The following is a 15,316-nucleotide window of genomic DNA, read 5'->3' as shown; positions in this document are numbered from 1 at the left end:
TGTAGCTGATGGTTGCTTCGCCGGTGAAGTCTTCGGCCGGGGTGAAGGTCACGGTGCCGTCGCCGTTGTCGACCAGGGTGCCCTGCTCTTCGGGAACGGTGGCTTCGACAACCGTCAGATCGTCGCCGTCCACATCCGTGTCGTTGGCCAGCAGATCAACCGTGATCGGTGTGTCTTCCGGTGTGACGTCCACATCATCAACCGCATCGGGTGCGTCGTTGACGGGGGTCACGGTCACGGTGACCGTGCCTTCCGTCTCCTCGCCCGAGGGATCGGTCACGGTGTAGGTGATCGTTGTCTCACCGTTGAAGTCCGGATCCGGCGTGAAGATCACCTCGCCTTCCGGCGTGAACGCCACCGTGCCATCAGGGCTCGTCGCCTCGATCAGCTCAAGCGGATCGCCATCGGGATCTGTGTCGTTGGCCAGCACGTTCAGCGGCTCGGACGGTGTGTCCTCATCCGTGGTCAAGGTATCGGGGTTCGCAACCGGCGCGTCGTTCTCTTCACCAACCGTGATCACGTGAACTGCGGAATCTTCGCCGCCGTTGCCATCGGAAATCGTGTAACTGACGGTCGCGTCGCCGTTAAAGTCAGGCGCTGGCGTGAAGGTATAGAGGCCATCGCTGCCATCAGTAACAGGCTCAAGCGTGCCTTCCTCTGCGGGAACGGACGCTGTTGTAACGGTCAGCGGGTCGCCTTCAACATCGGTGTCGTTCGCCAGCAGGTTGATCTCAACGCTGGTATCTTCGTCCGTCACGTCGGTGTCATCGACCGCATCAGGTGCGTCATTCACAGGGTTCACTGTGACGGTGACTGTTCCTGTGCTTTCGGTGCCGGATGGATCGGTAACGATATAGGTAATTGTCGTTTCGCCATTGAAGTTCTCGTCAGGCGTAAAGACGATCTCACCATCTGGGTCGAAGGAGACTTCGCCGTCCGGGCTGGTGGCTGATGTCAATGTCAGCGGATCACCATCGGGATCGCTGTCGTTGGCCAACACGTTCAGCGGCTCGGACGGTGTGTCCTCATCCGTGGTCAAGGTGTCGGGGTTCGCAACTGGCGCGTCATTCTCTTCGCCAACAGTGATCACGTGAACTGCGGAATCTTCGCCGCCGTTGCCATCGGAAATCGAGTAACTGACGGTCGCATCGCCGTTAAAGTCGGGAGCAGGCGTGAAGATATAGAGGCCATCGCTGCCATCGGTAACAGGCTCAAGCGTGCCTTCTTCTGCGGGAACGGACGCTGTTGTAACGGTCAGCGGGTCGCTTTCAACATCAGTGTCGTTCGCCAGCAGATTGATCTCAACGCTAGTGTCTTCGTCCGTCACGTCGGTGTCATCAACCGCATCAGGCGCGTCATTCACAGGGTTCACTGTGACATTCACGATGCCAGGAGATTCCAGACCGGAAGGATCTGTGACGAAGTATTCGATTGTTGTTGTGCCGTTGAAATTCTCGTTCGGCGTGAAGACGATCTCGCCATTCGGGTCGAAGGACACTTCGCCATCTGGGCTTGTGGCCGAGATCAGCGTCAGCTCGTCACCATCGGGATCGCTGTCGTTGGCCAGCACATTCAATGGCTCTGACGGCGTGTCTTCGTCGGTGGTCAGCGCGTCCGGTTCTGTGACCGGAGCATCCGCAACCGGTGTAACAGTGACGACTGCCTCACCGTCATCGGTATTTCCTTCGGGGTCGGACACAGTGTAGCTGATCGTTACTTCACCATTAAAATCCGGTGCGGGGGTGAACGTCACGGTACCGTCGCCGTTATCAACGACTTCACCTTGGTCTGCCGGAACAGACAAAGCAGAGATCGTCAGATCTTCGGCAGGCGTGTCTGGGTCTGTGTCATTACCGAGCAGGTCGATCACAACGGCGGTGTCTTCCTGGGTCTCTGCGACATCGTCGACCGCTACAGGAGAGACATCGGTGCTTTCGCCCACTGTCACTGTGTGAAGTGCGGAATCCTGCAAACCAGCAGCATCTTCAATGGTATAGCTGATTGTTGCATCACCCGAGAAACCGTCGGCAGGTGTGAAAGTCACGGTGCCGTCGCCATTATCGACCAGGATGCCCTGCTCGGCAGGAACAGTCGCTTCGATTACAGTGATGACATCGCCATTGGTCGCAATATCAACATCTGTATCGTTTGCCAGCAGGTCAACTGTGACAGCTGTTTCAAACTCTGTTGTATCGCTGTCATCAACCGCATCGGGTGCATCGTTGATCGGGTTCACAGTGACATTAACCGTGCCTGTGCTTTCGGCACCGGACGGGTCTGTCACAGTATAGGTGATCGTGGTCTCGCCGTTGAAGTCTTCCGTAGGCGTGAACACTATCTCTCCATCCGGATCGATCGAAACCTCTCCGTCAGGGCTCTCTGCCGATACAAGTGTCAGCGTGTCGCCATCGGGATCGCTGTCGTTCGCCAAAACGTTCAACGGCTCTGAAGGGGTGTCTTCGTCTGTGGTCAGCGTGTCGTCGCCGGTGACAGGTGGCTGGTTGTCGTCTACTTCAACAGTCACAAAGTGCTCGTCGCTATCGCGCAGACCGGCTTCGTCTTCGATAGTGTAGGCAATGGTTGCAACGCCCGTATAGCCGTCCGCAGGTGTGAATGTCGCGGTGCCGTCGCCGTTGTTGACGACTGTGCCCTGTGCTTCGGGGACGGAAACCGCCACGACAGTCAGGACGTCACCGTTGGTCGCAATGTCGGGGTCTGTGTCATTCGCCAGCAGATCGACCGTGATTGCAGTGTTGAAGTCTGTTGTGTCTGCATCCGCGACAGCGTCTGGCGCGTCGTTGATCGGGTTTACCTGAACAGTGACTTCGCCGACGTCTGTGTTGCCGTTCGGATCGCGCAGCGTGTAGGTAAAGACCGCCTCGCCATTGAAGTCCTGATCAGGCGTAAAGGTGACGGTGCCGTCGCCATTGTCCTCAACCGTGCCGTTCGGGCTTACGAACTCACCGATTGTGAGTTCTTCCAACGTGTTGTTAGGATCGTTGTCATTGCCGCGCAGATCGATGATGACGGAGGTGTCTTCATCCGTGATCGCGGAATCGTCTACAGCAGTCGGGGCTTCGTCTGCACCTTTGCCATCGTCAAAGACGAGGTTGTCGATTGCGCCCGAGCCTTCAAAGCGCACTTCCATACGCGCCGTGCCTGGAACGAACAACTGGACAGTTGTTTCACCACCATCACCCGTCGGGGCGACAAACTGGTTCTCAATGACTTCACCGTCCGCATTGTAGAAAATCATCCGCGTGCCTTCGCCGGATGTTTCTTCGATATCTTTGAATGTCAGTGATTTGATGCGCACGAGGTCTTCGAAATCGAAAAAGATGCTGCCGCCCGCGTCGTTGTCGTCGGGGTCACTGCTGTCACCGTCTTCGGAAATGATCAGCAGACCGTCTAGCGTATCGGACGCGAGATCAGTGTCATCACCGGTCGGGTTGTTGCTGTCAAAGATCATTGCCTGATCCGCACCATCGCCACGTGCAACAGCAGAAACCGTTACCCCGTCTGAAACGACATACTCATCATCGATTACGGTTCCCGCAACGAATGCGTTAAAGTCTATTGTACGGATCATTGGAAGTTCTCCTGAGCTGTGCTGCGCGCGGCGCGCAACGCGGCCGTTCTGGTAGTTGGTGCAAATTCGGTGTGTGGACGAGCAGATGAATCGGGCCCGAAGGCTCTGCTAGCTCTCAAATGTGGCAAAAATTGCTCACTCATCATCATCTACTCCTCACTCTCGCCCCACAGGCCTGTTGCAGGCAGAGCGACACACACAAAAACATCAACTTGAGGAGAGCACTGACAAGCAGCAGGTGAAATGACGCAAGCATCATAATCACCTAACGTATACGGTCGCGACGAACGCGGCGTACACACCTCTCCCGCATCCTTACGAATGCGCGAATTGTGTGGTCGCCCCCCGACCTACAGACAGTGCCCCCCAGTTGGGCAAGACCATAGATAGCTGCGCACAGAGGGGGAACAAAGGGGAAAATGTCGGGAATGTGTCCGTAATTGTGGCTGGATAAAGGCGGAAATGACGCGAACTTTTGAGAGTTTTACACGCTATCACGTTGTGGTCTTTTGGGTCGGATATACAAATAATCGCCCATTCCCCTTTAAAATAGGATTATTGACCATCGGGTTAAGAATTTGGATTTCGGCAATTCAACTATGACGGGTTCGGGGCGGAAAATGCGCCAGCACAATGAAAACGCTAAAGTGACCAAAAGGTTCTAGGCATAGGTGTAGCCGGGCTGTTCATGGTTTGGAACCAATAGTCAAAAATGGACTTTACTGATGCGTAGACACGCCAATAAGCGCCACATTTATTTCGAATCAAAAATAGTTTGAAGGTAAAAGCTCTGCTTGATCCACACTGTCTGAAGCAGAATTTAGTTATGTGCGCTGGTTCCAGAGAAACCAGTGGTACCCAAGGCCGGACTCGAACCGGCACGCCTCGCGGCGGGAGATTTTGAATCTCCTGCGTCTACCATTCCGCCACTTGGGCACATGCGGCGCACCTCTAGCCTGCCCTGCGACTGTCGGCAAGAGTATTTGTCGTATTTTATGCCCCTGCTCTTGACCCCGCGCAGGTGACGTGGTGTTGCCCTCTTGGAGAACCAGAAAGCAGTCCACCATGCTCCAGCGTTTATACAATTGGACCCTCAGTCTTGCCCAGCATCCGCATGCGCTCTGGGCGTTGGCGATCGTGTCCTTTGCCGAAAGCTCTTTTTTCCCGATCCCGCCCGACATTATCATGATCCCGATGATCATTGCCCGCCCCAACCGTGCCTTCGTCATTGCCGGTGTCGCTTTGGTGGCTTCGGTTCTAGGCGGTCTGGCGGGTTATGCCATCGGAGCCTTTGCATATGACGCCATCGGGGTGCCGATCCTGTCCGCTTTGGGCAAAGAACACGCAATGGAAGCCTTTGCAGAGCGGTTTAATGGCGTAGGTTTCTGGGCGGTACTTGCCGCAGGCGTGACGCCTTTCCCTTATAAGGTGATCACAATCATGTCCGGTTGGACAGCGATGCCACTCGGCACATTCCTTGTCACGTCAGTCATTGCGCGCGGGCTTCGCTTCTTCTTAGTGGCTGCCCTGCTGTGGAAATTTGGCGCGCCTATCCGCGATTTCATCGAAAAGCGACTGGGGCTGATGTTCATCCTTTTCGTCGTTCTGCTGCTGGCCGGCTTCTACGTGGTCAAACTGCTATGAGCCGCAACGTGCTGATTGCATTGGCGACGATTGGCTCCGCTGCGCTTTTGCTGGGTGCCTTCGGTTTCCAGCATCTGGGCGGTTTGCCACCCTGCAAGCTGTGCCTTTGGCAACGCTGGCCACATGCCGCTGCGATCCTCATCGGGGTGGTGGCTTTGCGCGTCTCTTATCGTGGGCTGGCCCTTCTAGGTGCTGCCGCTACGGCGACAACCGGTGTCATCGGCGTCTATCACGCAGGTGTCGAATGGGGCTGGTGGCCCGGTCCGACGTCTTGCAGTGGTGGCGGAACCGATCTCGGCAGCATGACCGGCGGTGATCTGCTGGCACTGGATACGCCCACTGGCGTTGTGATGTGTGACGAAATCGTCTGGCAACTTTTTGGTCTGTCGATGGCCGGTTGGAATGCCGTGATCGCCTTCGGTCTTACGGTAATCTGGATCATGGCAGCGCTGCGCGACTAAAGGCGTCTGACTAGCGGGCTTTGCTTGTTTTCAACAACAGGTTCGTCTCGCTTGATGTGATCCCGTCCAAACGCCTGATGCGTGTCAGCACATCATCGAACCGTTCCAGCGTCTCTGCACCGATCTCAACAATGATGTCCCACCGGCCGTTGGTCGAATGGACCGCGCGCACCTCCGGATAGCCGCTCAGCTGTCGGGTGATCCGGTCGGCACCGCGCCCTTCGATCCCGATCATCATCAGCCCCCGCACAGGATCGCGCATTACGTCCGCGCGGGTCAGCACGCTGAAGCCCGCAATCTCTCCGCTGTTTTGAAGCCGTTGCAAACGTGCCCGTACCGTCGTCCGCGAGGTTTTCAGCGTTGCTGCCAGTTCCGACAGTGGCATCCGGGCATCGTGGCGCAAAGCCGCTACGATGCGCATATCCAAATCGTCCATCATGGGTTCCGTTATGATCAATTATAAACCGATACGGCCAAAATAGCAGATTGTCGATGGTCAGCCTGCAACGCTATGCCCTTTCTCAACACATCAAGACCGGAGGATGAAGGGATGCCAGAGCGTCACTGTATACTAGTGGGTGCCCCGATGGATTGCGGCAAGAAGCGCAAAGGATGCCTGATGGGTCCTGACGCGTTCCGCACGGCGGGCCTTCCAGAAGCGCTGCGCGATTTGGGACACTCGGTCACCGATCAGGGGAATGTATCCCCTGCCCCTTTCACGCCAAAAGAGCACCCCAAGCTCGTTGCGTTGGAAGAGACAATCGGTTGGACAACGAGCCTTGCGGATGCGGCCGAGACAGCGCTGCGGGACGGCATGCCGATTTTCATGGGTGGCGATCACGCGCTTTCACTCGGCACGGTTCTGGGCGCAATGCGTCACGCCCAAAAGGTAGAGCGTCCGCTTTTTGTGCTGTGGCTGGATGCACATACCGACTTTCACACGCCAGATAGCACCGACAGTGGCAACCTGCATGGCACGCCTCTGGGATATGTGACCGGACGTCCCGGATTTGACGGATTTCCCACCATCGGCACACCGTTGCCACACGATAACCTTGCCATCATCGGTCTGCGGTCTGTCGACCGCGCAGAGCGCGAAGCATTGCAAGGCACAAATGTGACCTACGTGGATATGCGCCAGATTGACGAAACGGGCATTGCGCAACCGCTTTCTGAATTCCTTGAGCGTGTGGCGGCCGAAGATGGCATGCTGCATGTCTCGCTCGACGTGGATTTCCTTGACCCGGCTGTTGCACCTGCTGTCGGCACCACCGTGCCCGGCGGTGCCACCGTGCGTGAAGCCCATCTGGTGATGGAGATGCTGCACGACAGCGGCCTGATGACATCGCTTGATCTGGTAGAACTGAACCCGTTTCTGGACGAACGCGGGCGCACAGCATCGCTCATGGTGGACCTCGCCGCGTCGGCAATGGGCCGCCATATCTTTGATCGACCAACAAGGGCTTACTGACATGACCACACCTCAACCATCTCACAAGGCTTTGGTGCCTTTTGTCTCTGTTGATCACATGATGAAGCTGGTGCACCATATCGGGCTGGAACCGATGTTGCGCGGTATTGCCGACTATATCGAGGCAGATTTCAAACGCTGGCCTCTATTTGACAAGACCCCGCGCGTGGCGAGCCATTCGGACACAGGCGTGATCGAGTTGATGCCGACGTCGGACGGTGACGTTTATGGTTTCAAATATGTCAACGGGCATCCGTCCAACACCGCGGACGGTTTGCAGACAGTCACCGCTTTCGGTCTGCTGGCCGATGTGGCGTCCGGCTATCCCGTCTTGCTGAGCGAAATGACCTTGCTGACCGCTTTGCGTACGGCCGCAACCTCCGCGCTTGTGGCGCGCGTCCTTGCCCCGAAAGGGTCCAAAGTAATGGCGATGATCGGCAACGGCACACAGTCCGAATTCCAGACCCTCGGGATGAAGACCATCGTCGGGATCGAGGAAGTCCGTCTTTATGATATCGATGCAGCCGCGACTGCGAAATGTGCTGCGAACCTTGCGGGTCAAGGGCTGCGCGTGGTCAGTTGCACCACAGCCGAAGAAGCCATTGAGGGCGCGCAGATCATCACGACCTGTACGGCAGACAAACAATATGCCACCATCCTCACCGACAACATGGTCGGTGCCGGTGTGCACATCAACGCAATTGGGGGCGACTGCCCTGGCAAGACCGAACTGGCCCCAGCCATCCTTCACCGCTCCGACATTTTCGTAGAGTACCCCGAGCAAACCCGCATCGAAGGGGAAATCCAGCAGCTTCCAACGGATCATAGCGTCACAGAATTCTGGGAAGTTTTGACGGGCGCGGCTCAGGGCCGCACATCGCAGGCGCAAATTACGTTGTTCGACAGTGTCGGCTTTGCCATTGAAGACTTCTCTGCCCTGCGTTTTGTCCGAGACCAGATTGCGGATACCGCATTCTTTCATGCATTGGACCTGTTGGCTGATCCTGATGATCCGCGTGATCTGTTCGGCATGCTGGAACGAGCAACGCCAGCCTAGGGCTTCCGGTGTACTTTGTCGGTCACGTCATGACCGTAAAGCCAGTCAAAGGCACCGATCATACGACCCGGTGCCAAACGACTGGCAAGGCGCAGGCCCAGATGGGCCGCGCTGCGGACAGGTCCGGGCCGCAGATGATAGCGTTTTGCGTTGCCCTGCGCGGCGCGGATCACACGCGGGACGCGGGCCAGACGGCTGCTTTGATATCCTTCCAGCCCGCCCGCTCCGTTTCGCGTGACCGCGTCGGCCAGAACCCATGCATCTTCAAGCGCGAGGTTCGCGCCTTGCGCAAGAAATGGCAGCGTCGGGTGGGCAGCATCCCCCAGCAGCGCGATACCTTGATCGTGCCAGCGGGTGGCAACAGGGTGTAGGTGCAGGCCCCACAGGGTCACATCCTCTACCGCCGCAATCATCCGCGCCGCCGGCCCGCCAAAACCGGAAAATGCTGCTTTCAGATGTGCAGGATCATCGGCAAGGTTCCAGCCCTCCTGCGCCCAGTCATCCCGTTCTTCAACAGCGACCAGATTGACCAGACTGCCACCACGCAAAGGATAGCTGACCAGATGGCGGCCCGGTCCCATATGTACATGGGCTTGGGCCGGATGCTGCATGGAGTTTTCAATAACGGCCCGCCACGCCACCTGCCCCGAGAACGCCGCCTTGTCCGGTCCGTTCAGCACGGCGCGCGCCACCGAGTGGATACCATCCGCCGCAACGATCAGCTCGGCGCGGCGGGTGCTGCCATCTGCAAGCTGCACCTGTGGCGTAGGTCCGGGCCTCACGCTTGCGACCTGTGCGCCCATTTCGAAAGTCACGTTTGCGCGCTTGGCAGCACCTGCCAGCGCGTCCACAAGGTCTGCCCGATGGACAAAAAGATAGGATTGATCAGGCCGGTGCCGCTTCAGGTCCAGAACCGCGACAGTGGCGCCCGCGGCGTAGTCACGCAGAACAACTGCTTGTGCAGCGACGGCTTGCTTGCTGCGCAAGGCCGGGACTACACCAAGGTTGCGCAAGACGGCCAAACCGTTCGGGCTGACCTGCAGGCCGGCCCCCACTTCGCCCAATGCTGGGGCTTGTTCCAGAACGGTCACGGCGACCCCGCGTTGGGCCAAAGCCGCCGCAGCCGCCAGCCCGCCAATTCCGCCGCCCACAACAATGGCATTCGAGATCGTCATCACGGTCCTCCACAAGCAAACGCCGGAGCCAAGCCCCGGCGTCTAGCCTCTCATCCGACCCGTTTCCATACGGAGTGGTCGATCAATCGTCGCGATGTACTTTCTCGCGGCGCTCGTGTTTTTCCTGAGCTTCAAGGCTCATAGTCGCGATAGGACGTGCATCCAGACGCTTGAGCGAAATTGGATCACCCGTGACCGAGCAATAGCCGAATTCACCTTCTTCGATCCGCCGCAAAGCCGCGTCGATCTTGCCCACCAATTTGCGGGCCCGATCCCGTGTGCGCAGCTCAAGCGCGCGGTCGGTTTCTTCGGAAGCGCGGTCGTTCACATCAGGAATATTGCGCGTGCCGTTTTGCAGCTCTTCGATGGTGTCGCGGCTACCTTCGATCAGTTCCGCTTTCCAGTTCAACAACTTGCGACGGAAATATTCCGTCTGCTTGTCGTTCATGAATGGTTCGTCTTCCGCAGGTGAATAGTCGTCAGACAGAAAAACTTCCTGTTTCATCTTTTGTCCCTCAACGGTTTTTAGCCCTGGCATTCGAGACCTCTCTCCCCAGTCAGCTCCTGTGACGCCGCGTCTACCTTAGCATCCTCGAATTGTCACTACACAATCCCTTTGATTTTTGGTTAAAGGTCTGAAAGGCCCAACTGCGGGCGCAGGCGACAGAAGGTTGAAAAGCAATGAAATTCCAAGGCACCGCAGATTATGTTGCAACTGATGACCTGACAATTGCCGTCAATGCAGCCGTGACGCTGGAGCGTCCGTTGTTGGTTAAAGGCGAGCCGGGAACGGGTAAGACCGAACTTGCGAAACAGGTATCAAACGCGCTGGGTTTGCGGATGATCGAATGGAACATCAAATCAACCACACGCGCGCAACAGGGCCTTTATGAATACGATGCGGTAAGCCGCCTGCGCGACAGCCAGCTGGGTGAAGAGCGTGTGCATGACGTTGCCAACTACATCCGCAAGGGCAAGCTTTGGGAAGCTTTCGAAGCGGGTGAAAAGGTTGTTCTGCTGATTGACGAGATCGACAAGGCCGACATCGAATTTCCCAACGACCTGCTGCAAGAGCTCGATAAGATGGAATTCTTTGTTTACGAGACAGGCGAGACGATCAAAGCCGAGAACCGCCCTATCGTCATCATCACATCGAACAACGAAAAAGAGCTGCCGGATGCGTTCCTGCGCCGTTGTTTCTTTCACTACATCCGCTTCCCGGAAATGGAGACTTTGAAGAAAATCGTCGAAGTCCACCACCCCGGGATCAAGGAAGCCTTGCTGACGACAGCATTGACCCAGTTCTACGAGATCCGTGAGCAGCAAGGCCTGAAGAAAAAGCCCTCCACCTCCGAGGTTCTCGACTGGCTCAAGCTGCTGCTGGCCGAAGACATGGATGCGGCGGATCTGAAGAAGGACGGGGCCTCTGCCCTGCCCAAGCTGCATGGTGCGCTGTTGAAAAACGAGCAGGACGTCCACTTGTTTGAGCGGCTCGCTTTCATGGCGCGCGGCCAACAGCGATAAGAGCCGCACAATCAACCCCTACGTGACTGCAAAAATGCAGAACGCTTCTGTTTGTGGGCGCTTTGCAACTTATCCGAATGGCTTTAGGCACGGAAAAATCTGCTAAATCCCTCAAATTATGGCATTTTCGCGGGCACCGAAGAAATTCCCGTTAGAATTGAAACTGCACTGCCTTAATTTGCCTTATTTGCCCCAAATTTGCCTTAATTGATCCCTAGTAAGGTCCGGATGGACGGCGATAAGACCGGAAATCCAAAGCTCAAAAAGGGCAGGCAGGCAGTTATGAAGATGATTATCGCACCATGCGTGCGCGCTGAATGCGCGTTCACGGGGTGGAATGAACCAGTGCAGTTCTCTGCTGATCCCCTCCTCTGTGCGGCATTGCCAGTTCGGATGTGCCCATGAAAGCGCGCAGTGTCCTTCCGCTCGTTTTGCTGTTGAACGCCTGCGTTCCTGCCTCCCAGCACGGTGTTGCCACCCGCGCCAATTTCGCGGCAAGCTATACTGACGCCCAACTGCCCCCAATGAAAAGCTTTGCCACGAGCGCACCCAAGGCAACGATCCGCTCCAACAACGATCTGGCCCTCGATTTCATTGAACTTGCCTTCCAGATGGAAAGCGGTCGCCGCCTGCCGGTTCTGACGCGCTTTGAAAAGCCGATCACTGTGCGGGTAACAGGCAAGCCCACTGCGACACTTGGGCCGGACCTCAAACATCTTATTGCACGCCTGCGCAGCGAAGCAGGTATCGACATCAGCCTGACCACCGCGGGCACTGCCGACATCACCATTCAGGCCGTAACACGTTCGGAAATCCGTAAGGTACTGCCACAGGCCGCGTGCTTTGTTGCGCCCAACGTCTCGTCGATCGATGAATATCGCAAGGCACGTCGTAAGGCGCAAACAGACTGGAGCCTTTTGAAAAAGCGCGACCGTTTGATGATTGCGCTGCCAAATGATTCCAGTCCGCAAGAAACCCGCGACTGTCTTCATGAAGAACTGGCGCAGGCGCTTGGGCCGCTCAACGACCTTTACCGTTTGCCTGACAGTGTCTTTAACGACGACAATGTTCACACGGTTCTCACCGGTTTCGACATGCTTATCTTGCGGACCTATTATGACCCCGCGTTGCGCTCAGGCATGACGCGCGGCGAAGTGGCGGCCGCCCTGCCCGGTATTCTGGCACGCACCAATCCCGGCGGTGCGCGCAAGGCCGCACGATTTGCTACACGGACACCCCGCGCCTGGAGCAAGGCGATCCAGACAGCCCTTGGTCGGTCGGTCTCATTCTCCGGTCGCAACGCTGCGGCGAACGAAGCCATCCGCATCGCCACCGCGATGGGCTGGGAAGACCACCGCCGCGCCTTTGCCCATTACGCAATGGGCCGCGTGTTGCAGACCACCGATCCGATCACAGCTCACAAGCATTACCAGACTGCCGAAAAATACTATACTAACACTCCCGGCACATCCCTGCACCGCGCCTATGTGGCCACCCAATTATCGGCCTATGCGATCACACGCGGCGACGGTGCGACCGCCCTGCGGCTGATTGCCCCGCATATCCCTACCGCACGCCAAAGCGAGAACGCAGCATTGCTTTCGACCCTTCTTTTGCTGCGCTCAGAGGCACTTGAACTGGAAAACCGCCACGCCGAAGCGCGTAGCGTCAGACTGGACAGCATCGGCTGGGCGCGGTACGGCTTTGGTCCGGATTGGGCAGTGCGAGCCAAGCTGCGCGAGATTGCATCGCTCAACCCGCTAAAAGGATAAAAGCGGAGCGAAAGCGGCATATGATCTACACGGTTCTGGGCATCATCGGTGCAGTGATCGGCGGGCTTACTGCACGCAAACGTGGCGGCAACCGGATGGATATGGCACAATACGCTGCAAGCTACGCCATTGCCTTTGCGCTTTTGGGACTTGTTCTGACGGTCCTGTTGGACCGCTGGCTGTCAGCCGCGTGATCTGAGCAGATGTTCCTTCCCTTCTTCGACCAACTTCGCGCCCACAAGGTACCCGTCTCCATGCGCGAGTTTCTCGCCTTTCTGGACGGGATGGCCGCCGGCATCGCAACCTATGACGTCGAGGCGTTCTATTACCTTGCGCGCGTGGCGATGGTGAAAGACGAACGCAACATCGACAAGTTCGATCAGGCTTTTGCCGCAGCGTTCAAGGGGCTTGAGAACATCAGTTTTGACGATGTGCTGGAAGTCGTGGAAATACCCGGTGACTGGCTTGAGAAGATGGCTGAAAAGCACCTTTCGCCTGAAGAGAAAGCTGAGATCGAAGCGCTGGGTGGGTTTGACAAGCTGATGGAGACGCTGCGCGAGCGCCTCAAGGAACAGGAAAAACGCCATCAGGGCGGCAACAAGTGGATCGGCACCGCTGGTACATCGCCTTTCGGGGCCTATGGATACAACCCTGAAGGCGTGCGGATCGGTCAAAAAGAGTCCCGTCACCAGCGTGCTGCGAAAGTCTGGGATAAGCGTGAATTCAAGAACTTAGACGACACAGTTGAACTGGGGACGCGCAACATCAAGGTTGCTTTGAAACGTCTGCGCCGCTGGGCGCGTGACGGTGCCCAGGAAGAGCTGGATCTGGGCGGCACCATCCGCGCCACAGCCGAGCACGGTTATCTGGATGTGAAAACACGACCGGAGCGGCGCAATGCGGTCAAGGTTCTCTTGTTCCTCGACGTTGGCGGATCAATGGATCCGCATGTGAAGGTAGTGGAAGAACTGTTTTCGGCGGCCAAATCCGAATTCAAACATATGGAGCACTTCTATTTCCACAATTGCCTTTATGAGGGCGTGTGGAAAGACAACCGCCGCCGCTGGGACGAACAGATGTCGACCCATGAAATTCTGCGCACTTACGGGCCTGATTACAAATGCATTTTTGTAGGCGACGCTTCCATGTCGCCCTACGAGGTCGCTTATCCGGGCGGTGCGAATGAACACTGGAATCCCGAGGCAGGATCGGTCTGGTTGACACGTGCACGCGAGCAATGGACCAGCAGCCTTTGGATCAACCCGGTGCCAGAAAAGTATTGGCCCTATACCCAGTCGATTTCCATGATCCGCGAGATTTTCGGACCAGAGGCAATGGTCCCTATGACGCTTGAAGGGCTGACACGCGGGATCAAGGAACTGACCCGCTAAGAAACAGGTGACGGCGCGGATGCAATCATTCTAGGCTGGCATCATGTCAAACGCGCCTGTCAGCCACATCGACCCTGTTGCCTTCAACTCCGATCCCTATCCGGCGCTTGCGCAGATGCGGCGCGAAGCCCCGATCACCTTTGTACCAGAGTTGAACGCCACACTGCTGACGCATCGTGACGACATTCACCGTGAGGAAAAGAGAATAGAAGTCTTCTCGTCCCGCCAGCCGGATGGGCTCATGACCCAGTTGATGGGCGAAAACATGATGCGCAAGGATGGTGCCGCGCATATGTCCGAACGTCGGGCGCTTTTCCCTGCGCTCAGCCCGCGCACTGTCGCCGAACACTGGCAGCCGATGTTCGAGGCGGCGGCACGCGAAATCATCGAGAAATTGAAGCCAAAAGGCCAATGCGATCTGGTCACCGATTATGCGATGCCAGTGTCGGCAGCAGCTCTTATCGCGATTACTGGACTTGAGGGGATGGAACGCGCGGATATGGACCGTGTCAGCCAACACATGATCGACGGATGCGCCAATTACGCAGGTGATGGACCTACCGAAGCTCGGTGTCACGCCGCAACGGCACTGATAGACACGCATATCGACCGGATGCTTGACTGCGCCCCTGCCAAGAGCGCCCTTGCGGTTCAGCTTGACGCCGGTCTGCCGATGGACAGCGTTCGGGCGAACATCAAGCTCGTGATCTCCGGTGGCCAGAACGAACCGCGCGACGCGATTGCAGGTGTTGTATGGGCGCTTCTGAACCACCCTGCCCAGCTCGCTGCGATCCGTGCAGGCAGATACAGTTGGCAGGATGCCTTTGGCGAGTATGTGCGCTGGATCAGCCCGATCGGCATGTCGCCGCGTATCGTCGCAACCTCAGATACCGTGGGAGACGTCACGTTTAAGGCAGGCGACCGTGTATTTTTCATGTTTTCATCCGCTGGGCGGGACGAGGCGCATTTCGAGGCAGCAGATCAGTTCGACATCTCCCGCGACACCAGCCGGGCTATCCCTTTCGGCGCGGGGCCGCACTTTTGCGCCGGTGCGGCAGCGTCCCGCGCCTTGATTACACAGGTTGCTTTGCCCCTGCTGTTCAACGCCCTGCCCGATCTTCATCTGACAGGCGATGCACCTTTTGCGGGCTGGGCGTTTCGCGGACCGCTGTCGGTCCCTGTGGCGTGGTAGCGTCGCAGGCAGAATAGAGACCGCGGATGCTTGCTACCGA

Annotated in this window: 13 protein-coding genes and 1 tRNA gene; 9 read left to right on the top strand and 5 right to left on the bottom strand. The window is 57.2% G+C overall.

The window, feature by feature from the left end; all coding sequences use genetic code 11:
• Nucleotides 1–3,589: Ig-like domain-containing protein (locus Z946_RS0102260; RefSeq protein WP_025054124.1), on the bottom strand; the 3,589-nt coding region annotated here is incomplete at its 3' end.
• A gap of 852 nt (nucleotides 3,590–4,441) precedes the next feature.
• Nucleotides 4,442–4,525 (bottom strand) — tRNA-Leu (locus Z946_RS0102255).
• 129 nt (nucleotides 4,526–4,654) lie between these two features.
• Here Z946_RS0102255 and Z946_RS0102250 point away from each other — a divergent pair.
• Nucleotides 4,655–5,233, top strand: coding sequence for a YqaA family protein (locus Z946_RS0102250; protein WP_025054123.1), 579 nt, complete (start codon nucleotides 4,655–4,657; stop codon nucleotides 5,231–5,233).
• Nucleotides 5,230–5,694: a disulfide bond formation protein B gene (locus Z946_RS0102245; RefSeq protein ID WP_025054122.1), complete on the top strand. Its 465-nt coding sequence runs from the start codon at nucleotides 5,230–5,232 to the stop codon at nucleotides 5,692–5,694. Before Z946_RS0102250 ends, Z946_RS0102245 begins: the two co-directional genes overlap by 4 nt.
• A gap of 10 nt (nucleotides 5,695–5,704) precedes the next feature.
• Here the strand turns inward: Z946_RS0102245 and Z946_RS0102240 are convergent, their stop codons facing one another.
• A complete protein-coding gene (locus Z946_RS0102240; protein WP_025054121.1) occupies nucleotides 5,705–6,130 on the bottom strand; it encodes an Lrp/AsnC family transcriptional regulator in 426 nt (141 codons plus the stop codon).
• Between the two features lie 114 nt (nucleotides 6,131–6,244).
• Here Z946_RS0102240 and rocF point away from each other — a divergent pair, with 114 nt between their 5' ends.
• Together rocF and Z946_RS0102230 are read left to right on the top strand one after the other, a co-directional pair.
• Nucleotides 6,245–7,165, top strand: coding sequence for an arginase (rocF, locus tag Z946_RS0102235; protein ID WP_025054120.1), 921 nt, complete (start codon nucleotides 6,245–6,247; stop codon nucleotides 7,163–7,165).
• Between the two features lies 1 nt (nucleotide 7,166).
• The gene (locus tag Z946_RS0102230) at nucleotides 7,167–8,222 is read left to right on the top strand and encodes an ornithine cyclodeaminase (RefSeq protein ID WP_025054119.1); all 1,056 of its coding nucleotides are present in this window, start codon (nucleotides 7,167–7,169) and stop codon (nucleotides 8,220–8,222) included.
• Here Z946_RS0102230 and Z946_RS0102225 read toward each other — a convergent pair.
• Nucleotides 8,219–9,397, bottom strand: coding sequence for an FAD-dependent monooxygenase (locus Z946_RS0102225; RefSeq protein ID WP_025054118.1), 1,179 nt, complete (start codon nucleotides 9,395–9,397; stop codon nucleotides 8,219–8,221). The genes Z946_RS0102230 and Z946_RS0102225 overlap by 4 nt on opposite strands.
• Nucleotides 9,398–9,479: 82 nt before the next feature.
• The gene (gene dksA, locus Z946_RS0102220; RefSeq protein ID WP_025054117.1) at nucleotides 9,480–9,902 is read right to left on the bottom strand and encodes an RNA polymerase-binding protein DksA; all 423 of its coding nucleotides are present in this window, start codon (nucleotides 9,900–9,902) and stop codon (nucleotides 9,480–9,482) included.
• A gap of 176 nt (nucleotides 9,903–10,078) precedes the next feature.
• Here dksA and Z946_RS0102215 point away from each other — a divergent pair, with 176 nt between their 5' ends.
• From Z946_RS0102215 to Z946_RS0102195, 5 genes are all read left to right on the top strand, one after another.
• The gene (locus Z946_RS0102215; protein ID WP_025054116.1) at nucleotides 10,079–10,921 is read left to right on the top strand and encodes an AAA family ATPase; all 843 of its coding nucleotides are present in this window, start codon (nucleotides 10,079–10,081) and stop codon (nucleotides 10,919–10,921) included.
• A 401-nt stretch (nucleotides 10,922–11,322) separates the two neighbouring features.
• Nucleotides 11,323–12,693 (top strand): DUF2927 domain-containing protein, encoded by a 1,371-nt coding sequence (locus Z946_RS0102210; RefSeq protein WP_025054115.1) that lies wholly within the window; start codon nucleotides 11,323–11,325, stop codon nucleotides 12,691–12,693.
• Nucleotides 12,694–12,713: 20 nt separating this feature from the next.
• Nucleotides 12,714–12,887, top strand: coding sequence for a hypothetical protein (locus tag Z946_RS0102205; RefSeq protein WP_025054114.1), 174 nt, complete (start codon nucleotides 12,714–12,716; stop codon nucleotides 12,885–12,887).
• A 9-nt stretch (nucleotides 12,888–12,896) separates the two neighbouring features.
• Nucleotides 12,897–14,084, top strand: coding sequence for a vWA domain-containing protein (locus tag Z946_RS0102200; RefSeq protein WP_025054113.1), 1,188 nt, complete (start codon nucleotides 12,897–12,899; stop codon nucleotides 14,082–14,084).
• A gap of 43 nt (nucleotides 14,085–14,127) precedes the next feature.
• Nucleotides 14,128–15,276 carry a cytochrome P450 gene (locus Z946_RS0102195; RefSeq protein WP_025054112.1) on the top strand — a complete coding sequence of 383 codons (1,149 nt, stop codon included), beginning with the start codon at nucleotides 14,128–14,130 and terminating at the stop codon, nucleotides 15,274–15,276.
• The last annotated feature ends 40 nt before the right edge of the window (nucleotides 15,277–15,316 follow it).

This window comes from Sulfitobacter noctilucicola, assembly GCF_000622385.1.
Lineage (GTDB): Bacteria > Pseudomonadota > Alphaproteobacteria > Rhodobacterales > Rhodobacteraceae > Sulfitobacter > Sulfitobacter noctilucicola.
This window is presented reverse-complemented; position numbering and strand designations above follow the sequence as displayed.

Bases quoted from the DNA above. Each gene is read 5' to 3' on its own strand.
- rocF (WP_025054120.1), top strand. From the start codon at position 6,245: ATGCCAGAGCGTCACTGTATACTAGTGGGTGCCCCGATGGATTGCGGC.
- Z946_RS0102245 (WP_025054122.1), top strand. From the start codon at position 5,230: ATGAGCCGCAACGTGCTGATTGCATTGGCGACGATTGGCTCCGCTGCG.
- Z946_RS0102200 (WP_025054113.1), top strand. From the start codon at position 12,897: ATGTTCCTTCCCTTCTTCGACCAACTTCGCGCCCACAAGGTACCCGTC.
- Z946_RS0102195 (WP_025054112.1), top strand. From the start codon at position 14,128: ATGTCAAACGCGCCTGTCAGCCACATCGACCCTGTTGCCTTCAACTCC.
- Z946_RS0102230 (WP_025054119.1), top strand. From the start codon at position 7,167: ATGACCACACCTCAACCATCTCACAAGGCTTTGGTGCCTTTTGTCTCT.
- dksA (WP_025054117.1), bottom strand. From the start codon at position 9,902: ATGAAACAGGAAGTTTTTCTGTCTGACGACTATTCACCTGCGGAAGAC.
- Z946_RS0102210 (WP_025054115.1), top strand. From the start codon at position 11,323: ATGAAAGCGCGCAGTGTCCTTCCGCTCGTTTTGCTGTTGAACGCCTGC.
- Z946_RS0102240 (WP_025054121.1), bottom strand. From the start codon at position 6,130: ATGGACGATTTGGATATGCGCATCGTAGCGGCTTTGCGCCACGATGCC.
- Z946_RS0102225 (WP_025054118.1), bottom strand. From the start codon at position 9,397: ATGACGATCTCGAATGCCATTGTTGTGGGCGGCGGAATTGGCGGGCTG.
- Z946_RS0102215 (WP_025054116.1), top strand. From the start codon at position 10,079: ATGAAATTCCAAGGCACCGCAGATTATGTTGCAACTGATGACCTGACA.
- Z946_RS0102250 (WP_025054123.1), top strand. From the start codon at position 4,655: ATGCTCCAGCGTTTATACAATTGGACCCTCAGTCTTGCCCAGCATCCG.
- Z946_RS0102205 (WP_025054114.1), top strand. From the start codon at position 12,714: ATGATCTACACGGTTCTGGGCATCATCGGTGCAGTGATCGGCGGGCTT.